The sequence below is a fragment of the uncultured Brachyspira sp. genome (assembly GCF_944390595.1).
Taxonomy (GTDB): Bacteria; Spirochaetota; Brachyspiria; order Brachyspirales; family Brachyspiraceae; genus Brachyspira.
The window spans coordinates 1-11,739 of record NZ_CALXRN010000246.1; the positions used below are offsets into that span (position 1 = coordinate 1).

General features: G+C 26.3%; 2 protein-coding genes. One reads left to right on the forward strand and one right to left on the reverse strand.

The annotated features are described in order from the left end of the window. The first annotated feature begins 23 nt into the window (after positions 1 to 23). Positions 24 to 10,787, forward strand: a complete 10,764-nt coding sequence (locus Q0J90_RS14585) for a hypothetical protein (protein WP_367173897.1) — start codon at positions 24 to 26, stop codon at positions 10,785 to 10,787. Between the two features lie 424 nt (positions 10,788 to 11,211). Here the strand turns inward: Q0J90_RS14585 and Q0J90_RS14590 are convergent. After that, positions 11,212 to 11,739: hypothetical protein (locus Q0J90_RS14590; RefSeq protein WP_297278604.1), on the reverse strand; the 528-nt coding region annotated here is incomplete at its 5' end.

Genomic DNA, 11,739 nt, shown 5'->3' on the forward strand with positions numbered 1-11,739 from the left:
ACTTAAAAGATTATTCATCTAAGTTGGAAGAACAGCTTTCAGAAAAGATTAATGTTCTTAATGAAGCAAAAGAAGAATTGGATAATATGGTAAAAGCTTCTTTTGATAATTTAGAAACTAACTTTAATGACGCTATAAGCAGATTTGAAAATGAGACTAGCGATAAAGTTATTGAAGCTATAGAAAAATTAGAGAAAGAAACAGAATCTGTATTGTTCAAAAAGTATATGAAGGCTTTAGATGAGCAGATAAAAGTAGTAAATGATAAATTGGAATCAGAGCTTAATTCTGTAAAAGATAAGCATAATAATTTGAGCAATGATTTTGATGATGCTATTGATATTATCAAAAATTTTATAATAGACAGAGATGAGCTTATATCATTACATAATGAAGAGAAAAAATCTTTAATGGAAAGATTAGAAAGCATGAAAGATGATTTTGAATCTTTCAAATACTCTGTTTTGAAATTTAATGATAATGTACCTACTCTATTTGAAGAAAAGAAAAATGAAATAGAGAAAGTATTTGAAGAGTTTACAAGTGCTATTGTTGAAAGAGTTGATATTTCTGATGAGGAAGTTAATAGATTAAAAGATATAATTTCTTCTGATAAACTAGACTTATTGAAGAAAATAGATAATTTAGAATCTGAAATAGAAACTGCTAAAAAAGATAATACAATAGAACAGTTATCTTTAGAGAAAAAAGCATTGGAAGATTCATTTAATGCTATCAAAGCAGACTTTGCTAAATTAGAAAGCTTGGAAAGCAATTTGTATCAATTGAAAGAAAATATGTCTGATGTTGATGTAATATTGAAAGATGAAGTAAAAGCATTATCTGACAGATTATCTGATTTTGAAAATAGAATAAAAGATGATATAGTTAGAGATTTAGATGAATATTCTGTGGAATTGAATATACTAACTACTAATGTTAATAAATTAAGTTCAAGTATAGATGATGTTAAAAATCAGATAGAAGACACTATTACTAAATCTTCTGAATTAGAGAACACAATTTCTAATGAGAAAAAAGAATTAGAAAATAGACTTTCATCAATTAAAAATGAATTAACATCAAATACTAAAAATAATGAAGTTATAGAAAATCTTTTCAATAAAGAAAAAGATAAATTAACAAAACTTTTCAATGAAATAAAAGGAGATAATAAAGAATTTAGATACAGATTGGAAAAACGTATAGCATATTTTGAAGATACTTGGTCAGACAGCGGTAAATTGAAAAATATATTCTCTACTGACATAAGAGAACAATTAGATAATATACGAAATGACAATGAAATCAAATTTGAAAACTCTATAAATTATTTGAAAGATAAAATTGAATCTATAGATAATAGTTTATCTTCTTGGAAAGACGGACATCTTGATGAATTAGTTAAACAGTTAGAAGAAGCTAGAGAAAGCATATCTAATTATTTGAATGATTCAGAAATTAAAGGAGAAGAAATAGTAAATAACTTATTATCAAAAATAGATGAAAAAGAAAAATATGTTTATGAAACTATAGACGGTAAAATAAAAGATATTGAGGATAGATTATCTGTTATAGATTCTAAATTGAATGATGATATAAGCGTTAATTTAGAAAAACTTTATAGTATGGTAAATGATGCTGTATCTAAATATAATGAAGAAATCAAAAATATAGAACATTACAGATTGGATGAAAATAACAGATTATTAGATGATATTGATAATGTAGGTAAAGATATAAAAGCTTCTTATGAAAATTATTCTAAACTTATAAATGAAGTTTATGATAATTCGCTTAATTCATTGAAAGAATATTCTAATTCTATAAAAGATGAAATAGAGCATGCAAGAGAAGAGTCTGAAGAGAGACATTTATCTAGTGAGAAAAACCGCATAGATGAATACTTAAAAGATTATTCAAATAAATTAGAGTCTCAAATAGTTGATAAGATGAATGTGCTTGATGAAGCTAAAATACAATTAGATAATATGCTTAAAGATTCATTTGAGAATTTAGAAAATAAATTCAATGAATCTAAGACTGTTATTGATGAATATTTGAAAGAACATTCAGATAAATTAGAGTCTCAAGTATCTGATAAGATAAATGTATTAGATGAAGTTAAAACAGAATTAGATAATATGGTTAAAGATTCATTTGAAAATTTAGAAAATAGATTGAATGAATCTAAGACTGTTATTGATGAGTATTTGAAAGAACATTCAGATAAATTGGAGTCTCAAGTATCTGATAAGATGAATGTATTAGATGAAGTTAAAACAGAATTAGATAATATGGTTAAAGATTCATTCGAGAATTTAGAAAATAAATTCAATGAATCAATATCTAAGTTCGAAGATACAGCAAATCAAAGAATGTCTGATACTATAGAATCTTTAGAGAAAAAAGTAGATGAAGTAGTTTATGGAGAAAATTATATATACAAAATAGAAGATAAGGTTAAAGATTTCTATGGAAGAATAGATACTAAATTGCTTAGTGTTGAAGATAAATATGATATATTAGAGAAAAAAATATATGAATTGGAAAATAATCATTATTTAGACAGACTTGAAGATAAGATAAAAGATTTACATGAAAAAATAGATTCAAGAATATCAAATGTTAATGAAAGATATGATTCTTTAAGAAAATCTTTTGATGATAAACTTGTTAATATTGAGAGTGTTGTATTAAATAATGAACAGCTTCAAAAATTGAGAGATGATTTCATTACTTTCAAAGATGATGTATTAAAAGCGAATAGAGAGGATATACCTTCTATATTTGAAAAAGAAAGAGAAAAATTTGAAGAGTTATTTAATACATTTACAAATGATATCTTGGAAAAATTTGAAAGCTCTAATTCTGATTTAGAAGAGTTCAAAAATGCCATAATTGATGAAAAGAATTCTATATTGGAAAATATGGAAACAATTAGGTATGAATTGGATGAACTTAAAAATAATGATATTTTAGAGGCTTTAGAGGAAGAGAAAAACAGATTAGATGAAACATTTAATTCATTCAAAGAAGATTTTGAAAGACTTTATGATTTAGAAAATGAAGTTTATACATTAAAAAGTAATTTAGATGGAGTTGATGTTTCTCTAAGAAATGATGTTGACAAATTATTTGAAGAGTTATCTGAATTTAAATATAATTTAGAAGATAAGTTGGATACACTTGAAGATAATACAGTTTCAAGAGACTTATTTGATGATGACAGAGAAAAATTATACTCTTTATACGATGAATTAGAAGCAGGAAATAAAGACTTTAAGGAATTAGTAGATAAGAGAGTTTCTCATTTTGAAGATACTTGGGCTGATCCTAATAAGGTGTTAAAACTTTATGAAAATGCTATAAGACCGGAAGTTGATAAATTTAAATCTGATCTTCTTTCTAATATTCAAAGTAAAGTTGATGATATAGAAAGCAACTTGTCTGTTTGGAAAGATGATAATTTATCTATTCTGTTGAATCAATTAAAAGAAGCTAGAGAAAACATTGATAGCTTTATAGAAAGTTCTAAAGATAAAAAGAATGGTATTATAGCTAAAATGATAGCTTCTATTAAAGAGGAAATACTTGGAAAAGAAAGTGAAATAAATACTCGTCTTGAGGAAAAATTATTCTCTGTTAATGACAGACTTTCTGATTTAGAAGATAGATTGACAGCTGATGTTAATAGATTTAATAATATGATAGCTGATGCTGTTAATAAATATGAAGAGGAAGTAAAATACATAGAATCCTATAGATTAGAAGAGAAGGAATCTGTAATAAAAAGTTTAGAGAATATAGGCAGAAATATAGTATATAATTATGAAAATTATTCTAAAATGCTTGATTCTGTTTATGAAAGCAACAGAGATGCATTGGATGAATATTCAAACAACTTGAAAATAGAAATAGAGAAAGCAAGGGTTGATACTAATAAGAGCTATATAGATAATTATCTAAACGAATATTCTTCTAAAATTGATGCTGATATAAAAGAAAGACTTGAAGAGCTTGAGAAAAATAAATATAACTTGGATATAATGATAAATGATTCATTCAATAATTTGAATCAAAGCATAACAAATGCTGTATCTAAGATGATAGAAGAGTCTGATTCTAAATTCAGAGATATTGTAGATAGCTTGGAATCTCAGATTAATGATTTAATAGCTAATAAAGAAGGTGAAATTGTTTCAAGAATAACATCTTATGAAACAGAACTTAAGAATAAACAGGCAGCTTCATTTGATGATATAAGAAATGAATTATTAGGTTTATATGATTCATTTAGAGAAAATGTAGATGCTGATGGTTTGGCAGATATTTCTAACAGACTTAATTCTATAGAAAGTTCTTTAGAAGAAGTAAATACTCAGTTAGAAAATAAAGCTAAGAATATTTTTGATAGAATAGATTTAGATAAAGAAGAACTTAATAATTCTATATCTAAGTTATCATCAGAATTTGAAGATTTCAAATCTAATATAGATGAAAGATTCAAATCTCAAGTAAGTGATTTTATATCTAATAATGAACATATATTATCATTGTTTGGGGAATACAGCGATAAAATATCTTCTGTAACAAATATATTAGAGGATATAGAAAATGTTAAATTATCCCTTATAGAAGAAATAAATAAAGTAAAAGAAGAGATAGATGATAAGTATTTGAGTATTACCAAAGATTTTGATAAGTCAATAGATGAGATAAAAGATGCTGTATTAGATAGAAATAATATAATGCAATATCATATTAATGAAAAAGAATTGCTTTTGAAAGAGATTGAAGAATTAAAAACTTCTTTTGCATTATTAAAAGATGATATATTAAATTCTGCTTCTGAAAATGTATCTAATCTTATTGATAATGAAAAATCTCATTTACAATCTGCTATAGATGATGTGTTAGAGACATTGTCAGCTAAAATAAATAATAATGAAGATGGTTTATCTCATTTAGAATCTTCTTTATTAGAATATAAGTCAATGATATTTGATAGAATAGATGAATTTAAAGATGAAATTGCTTCTATTAGAGATAATCATAATTATGATGATTTGATTAAGGAAAGAGACAGATTAGAAGAGTCATTTAATAATCTTAGAGAGGATTTCTCTAAAATAGAAGATTTAGAAAATGATATAACTTCTATAAAAGATAAGTTTAAAGATGTTGATACAAGTTTAAATGATGAGGTTATAAGACTTTCTGAAGAGTTAGAAGAGTTCAAGAATACATTTAACAGTATGAATGATTCTAATGATGATACTGTAACTCAGGAAGCTATATTAGATATATATAATGACTTTAAAGATTTGAATGAAAGTTTTGAATTATTTAAAGGAACAGTTATACCTCAGTTATCTCATTTAAATAAATTAGAAGATAAGATAAATGATAGTAAGAATGATATTTATAAAGAGATAAGTAACTTGATGAATTCTTTACCTAATTCTTATGCTAATAAAGATGAGATTATTAAATTAGAAAATAAATTAGATCATATATTTAATAATTTCAACGACAGTATAATATCTATTAAGGATGATTTAACATCCAGCATAGAAAATGATACAAAAGAATTCAAAGACAGACTTGAAAAACGTGTGGAATTCTTTGAGGATACTTGGTCTAAAGAGGATAAATTTACAGAACTATACGGAGATACTATCGCTGAAAGCTTCGGAATATTAAAACAGGAATTAGAATCTCAATTTAATGATTCATTCATAGAGTTTAAAAACAAAATTGATTCTATGGAGAAAGATTTAAATTCTTGGAAAGATGTAAATCTTGATTCTATCAATGATACTTTAGAAAAAGCTAAAGAATCTATAATAGATAATTCAAATTATTCTGATATTATCTCTATGATAGAAGCTTTAAAAGAAGATATAACTAATAAAGAATTAGAACTTGATTCTAAGTTAGAGGAAGAAATAGCTAATATTTCAATACATCTTAATACTTTTGAAGATAGAATAAAAGATGTGGAAAGCGGTCATAGTTCTTTAAGTTCTGATATTGCTAGATATAAAGACAAATTGGATTCTATATTAAATGATTATGAAGATAAAGTTAAATCTAAAGTTATTAATCTTCATGATGCATTAAAAACTGAAGAAAAACAAACTTTAGGATATATAGAGGATAATATTAATTCTATTAAAGATGATATAGACAGTTCTAATAAAGGTGTTGATGTAAAAATAAAAGCATTAGAATCTTATATAAGTAAGATAAATAATGAACTCAATACTAATACATTAAAACTTTCTAATGAATTGGCTAAAGATAAGAGAGAGCTTCTTGATACTATAGATGAATTAAAGAAAGAAGTTTATGATAGAATATCAAAAGAGGTATCTCAAAAAGACTTGCAGCTTATAAATGACTTTGAAGAGTTTAAGAATAAGATAATTAACTCTGTTCCAAATATAGATGAGATTGCAGATTTATTTGTGGCTGAAAAAGCAGAAAGAGATAATGAATTTGAAGAGTTCAAAAATGAGCTATTTAATAATCAAGTAGATAACAAGAATTTTGCTAAAATGTTTGAAGAAGAAAAAGCAAAATTGATAGAAGAGTTAGATCATTTCAAATCTGCAGTTAGAGTTGAATATATATCTGCTGAAGAAAAATTTAATGCTGTTAAGAAAGATTATTTAGATAATTTGAATAATCTTTTAGATACAGAGAAAGCTAACTTACAATCTTCATTTGATGAGATAAGAAAAGAAATAGCTAATTTGAAAGATGAGTCTTTATCTAAAGAGGAAATAGAAAAACTTATAGAAAATTATAAAGAGAACATAAGCACTTCTATAGAGAATACAAAAGAAGAAGTTGCAGAAAATGTTGAAGCTGGAAAAGTTAATTCTTCTTATGTAGAAAAATTGATAGAAGATGAGAGAGCTAGAGTTAATGAGGCTTTAGAATCATTTAAGAAAAATATAGAAGAGAATTACTCTACTATAGATGCTGTTGCCGAAGTATTATCTAAGGAGCAGGAATCTGTTGAAAATAAACTCTTAGAGATGAAAGAGGAAATTCTAAGAGATATGCCTACTATAGAGAATGTGGGACAAATATTCTTAGAGGAAAAAGAAACTCTTAAAGATGAGTTAAAAGAAGAGTTTGTATCTTTGAGAGATGAGATATTAGGTTCTGTACCTACTAATAATGATTTGGCAAATATGGCACAGCAGTATAGTGCTAGAATTAAAGATGATTTCCAAATTTTAGAGCAGGATTTCTCAGAAAGTATTAAGAGATATAAAGAGAATATATCCGGAGAAATGGCAGAATTCAGAAATGAATTCAATGACAGAATGGTAAATATCAAAGAATTAGCCGAGATTTTACAAGCTGAAAGAAACAGATTAATGGCTGAAATAGATGATATTAAACTTAAATATGAATCAGGAAGCATATATTCTGATGAGGCTTTAAATTCTATTGAGGGTGATAAAAACAGACTTATAAATGAGTTTATGAACTTTAGAAAATCTATAGTAGAACTCATAAAAGAACAAGATGAAACTATGAGCAGATTTAATCAGGAAAAAATAAATATGCTTGATAGTATAGAAGCTCTTAATAATAGAATCTCATTTGATATGATAAATAGAGATGAAGTTGTTTCTATGATTGAAGATGAGAGAAGACAGATAGTAGAAATGTTTGAAAGCATACAAAACGATTCTATGGATACAGATTTAAGATATCTTACAGATTCATTTAGAGATGATATAATAAAAGTATTCGAAGAATCTAATGATGAGTTTAGAAAACGCATTGAAGCTAGAATAGAACATTTTGAAGATGCTTATGCTTCTGCTGATAGAATAAAAGAATTCTATAAAGATGCTATAGTTTCTGAAGTTGATAGCTTAAGAAATGAAGCTGTTAATATGCTTTTAGATATCAATAAAAAAGTAGAGAGTACAAAAGGAGAAATAGAAGAATTAGAAAATAATAAAGTTAAAGGCATAATAAGTAGAATAGATGATGCAGAAAATGATATTAATTCTTTGGTTAATACTATAAAAGCTAATATAAAAGAGCAGGAAAATGAACTTAGAATGTTAAGTCAGTCTCAGAAACATATATCTCAAGAGGTAGAAACTGTACGCAGAGAAAGAGAAGCCTTAATGGATATGGTTAAAAATTCTGATATTAACATACGTAATAAAATTGACAGCTTGACAAGTGCTGTTGTTGAAGCTGCTAATATTGCTGCTAATAAAATAGCTGAGAAAGAAGCTGCATTCAGCAGTAAAGTAAAAGAAGCTGAAGAATATATAGATTCATTAGAAAATAGAATAATATCTGAAAATAATAGTACTTTAGGTAAAGCTAAAGAATCTATTGATAACTTGGTTTCTTCATTTAATGAATCTGTAGTAAGAGAAACAGAGAATTTAACTCCTCATATAATGGTTACTGTACAAAACTTCATAAATAATGAAATGAAGAAGTTTGAAAAGTTCTCAGATGTTAGAAGTGCTATAGAAGGTATTGAAAATGATATTAATGATAAAATTACTAATGCCTTCAATAATATGAATAAAGAGCTTGAGGATAATATAAGCAGCTTTAAAAAGAAAATAGATACATACCAAGAAGAATTTATGAGCGAATTGAAAATGTCTATTGGTGTAGAGGGTGAAAAGGCTATTGATGAAATAAAATCAATGCATGAAGAAGAGGTTGCTAAGTTAAAAGAGATGTACTTAACTACCGAGAAATTCTATACTAACAGACAAGAGAAAAATCATGAAGATTTCTCAAAATTATTTGAAGAAGCTTATAAAGAATATAATGATAAGATAGAAGCATTATATGCTGAATTGGATGATACTAAAATTCAAATAAGTACTTCTGTTGAAGATGTAGTTGCTGATTTGAAACAGGCTTTGAGTATAAAAGATGAATTTATTGCTTCCGTAGAAAATAATAAAGAAAAGCTTGAAGAAGTTGAAGAGCAAATGAATAATTTACAGAATGAGTTTACTCCTTCTATAGAGAGATTAAAAAATATTATAGAAGAGAAGGCTTTGGAATTACAAGATAAGATAGATATATATTCTGAAGATATAGAAGCTCAAGGTGAAAAATTCAATGCTAGATTAGAAGAATTATCTGTGGCTGCAAAATCTACAATAGAAAATAAAGTTGTAGAGTTTGATACTATAATAGATAATGTTTCAAGCAAAATGAATGATCTATTGGAAGAAAAGAATTCTGAATTTGAGGCTTTGAAAGCTCATTATGAAGGACTTTCTGAATCATTGACAGCGTTAAAAGATACTATATCTGAAGCTATTAATGTTAGAATTGCTGAAGCAAATAATATTATAGAAGAGAATGTTCAAACTATAGAAGAAGCAGCAAATGAAAAATATGAGAAATATATTGCTAGACTTAATTCTAATTTAGAGCAGACATTATCTCTTCTTATGAATGATGCTAGAGAACATATACATGCTGCTAAAGAGGAAATAATAAAATCTCATAACGATAATTTAGATGAGTACGATCAAAGAATTACCAGCATGAAAGATATTGTTTCTGCATTAGAAGAGGATGTTGCTAAATATTCAAGTGAGATAGATGCTAGACTTGAGAGCATTAATTTAAGTTATGATGAAAAAACAAATGTTATACTTAAAGATTTTGATAATAGAACAGAGGATTTGAAATTAAAATTAAATGATGCTGTTGAATCTATTGATAAAATGCTTGAAGTGAAAACTAATGATATCTCTTTAGAATATGATACTGTTAAGGCAAAAATAGATGATATAGGTTCAAGTATTGAAAAATATATGAATACTGTAAAAGTATTTGATAATGCTAAAGAAGTTGCAGATTCTATAAAAGATGATGTTCAAAAATTAAATGGTTTAGTTGAAGAGACTAAGGCTACAACAGCTGATATGACTAAAACTATATCTGAGTTTGAAAACTTGAAGAAAATGCATAATGAAATATTAGAGTATGCTAAAAATATCAAGAAAGAAAAAGGCAGCTTGAAAGATACTCAAGATAAAGTAAATATGCTTATGGAAATGTCAAGTGATATTCAAGATAGATTTGTTCAAATAGCAGAAAATAATACTATGCTTGAACATACAGAAGAAGGCATACAGGTTGTTATTGATATAGCATCTCAAATAGAGAATAAACTTTCATTCATTAAAGATAAGGAAGAATATGCTGATGATATATTAGAACAGATAAGAAAGGCAGAGATAGAAACAGAAACCATACTTGAGAGAGTTGATAGTATAAAAGCTATTATGGTTGATGTAGAAGATACTAGAAAGAACTTCATGGATAAGGTTTACTCTTTAGAGAGAGATATGGCTAAAATAGAGAAAAATGATAAGAAAGTTCAATTGTTTATCTCTAAGTTAGAAGAACTTAATGTTATCATAGAAGTTATACAGAATCAGAGAGAAAATCTCACACGCATGAAGAATCAATATGATGACTATGATAAGAATATAGTTAAGAATCTAGAAAGAGCTGAATATTTTGTTAGATATTTAGAAACTTTACTTGATAATGCTGATAAATATATGTCAGACAATGGAGCTAAAGGGACTGCTAAGAAAGCATCTAAAGTAGACACTAAGAAAGAAGAGTTTATAATTAAGATGTATCAGCAAGGATGGAAGCTGGAAGAAATAGTTAAGAATACTTCATATTCAAGAGATGAGGTAGAAAAAACTATAAAAGCTTGGAAAAATAAGCAGTCAAGATTATAATTGAGACAAGTGGGATATAGTATATAAAGATAGAGGCTATGACTTGAAAAAGTTATAGCCTCTATTGATATGTATGAAAATATTTTGAAAATATATTATTCTGATAAGCTTTATATTAATTTATTAAATATGTCTTATACCCCCTAGCCTTTTGTATTTACGGTTTTAATTATCAAAATAATTATATTATACAATTAAATATAAAAAGAACTGATATTAGTAATAAAAGATTATTAACCATATTGATATGTATATAAAAAATACATGTAATATCATAATTAAAAATGGATTATTGAAATAAGTATATACATTAATTTTTTTAATATATATCGTAACCTTTTATCTTGATGTTTTAATTATGGTTAATTATTTATTATAGATTATTATTATTTATGTATGCTTTAGTCTGAACATTATATGTTTTTTAAATTCCCCACCACTGAGAAGCATCTGCTTGATAAGCCCATTGATAAGCGGTGGAAGAAGTTATCCATATTTTAGCTAATCCATTTCCGCCATTCTGTTTAAATATATATAGTCCATTAACAGAGTATACAGCATCAGTATCAAAAGCAGCATCATTATTATTAGTAACAATAACTACAGCATTAAAATTAGTCTGATATCCAAAATATTGAACACCCCATCCTACAGAAGCTGTAACTGTTCCTCCTGCTATGTTGCCAACATTATTTCCATTAGCAGTTAGTGCATTTCCATTACCCGTACCTTCTGGTCTAGGAACTACAGGAAGTATTGTACTTATTGGGGTTTCTATATATTTTTTATCTACTAGATCATTAGTTCCATAAGCAGAAACAGCTATGTAATACAATGTTCCATTAGCAAATGTGTATGTGGGGATTTGTATTACAAAATTAGTTCTAGTATGATTTGAACCAGCTATAGTAGGATATCCTCCGGATGCATTTTTTATTGCATCTGCAGGCTG